This is a genomic window from Azohydromonas sediminis (assembly GCF_003574675.1).
GTDB lineage: Bacteria > Pseudomonadota > Gammaproteobacteria > Burkholderiales > Burkholderiaceae_C > Calidifontimicrobium > Calidifontimicrobium sediminis.
This window is the reverse complement of sequence record NZ_QOAZ01000096.1, coordinates 1-858: the sequence shown is the minus strand read 5'-3', so window position 1 is coordinate 858 and position 858 is coordinate 1. Positions and strand designations below refer to the sequence as shown.

The 858-nt window shown below is 50.3% G+C and carries 1 rRNA gene; it reads right to left on the bottom strand.

The window, feature by feature from the left end:
* Positions 1–760, bottom strand: a 23S ribosomal RNA gene (locus tag DRV96_RS17780); the annotation flags it as partial.
* Between the last annotated feature and the right edge of the window lie 98 nt (positions 761–858).

The window sequence follows — 858 nt, the reverse complement described above, 5'->3', positions numbered from 1 at the left end:
CCGCTAATTTTTCAAGATTAGTCGGTTCGGTCCTCCAGTTAGTGTTACCCAACCTTCAACCTGCCCATGGCTAGATCACCGGGTTTCGGGTCTATACCCTGCAACTTAACGCCCAGTTAAGACTCGGTTTCCCTTCGGCTCCCCTATTCGGTTAACCTTGCTACAGAATATAAGTCGCTGACCCATTATACAAAAGGTACGCAGTCACACGCCTAAGCGTGCTCCCACTGCTTGTACGTACACGGTTTCAGGTTCTTTTTCACTCCCCTCGCCGGGGTTCTTTTCGCCTTTCCCTCACGGTACTGGTTCACTATCGGTCAGTCAGGAGTATTTAGCCTTGGAGGATGGTCCCCCCATATTCAGACAGGATACCACGTGTCCCGCCCTACTCATCGAGCTCACAGCATGTGCATTTTTGTGTACGGGGCTGTCACCCTGTATCGCGCGCCTTTCCAGACGCTTCCACTAACACACACACTGATTCAGGCTCTGGGCTGCTCCCCGTTCGCTCGCCGCTACTGGGGGAATCTCGGTTGATTTCTTTTCCTCGGGGTACTTAGATGTTTCAGTTCCCCCGGTTCGCCTCATTAACCTATGGATTCAGTTAATGATAGTGTGTCGAAACACACTGGGTTTCCCCATTCGGAAATCGCCGGTTATAACGGTTCATATCACCTTACCGACGCTTATCGCAGATTAGCACGTCCTTCATCGCCTCTGACTGCCAGGGCATCCACCGTGTACGCTTAGTCGCTTAACCTCACAACCCGAAGATGTTTCACTTCTGATTGCGAAAATTTGAGAGACTCGAACACACATTAACTGTGTGTCGTTTCAATTTTCAGCTTGATCCAGATT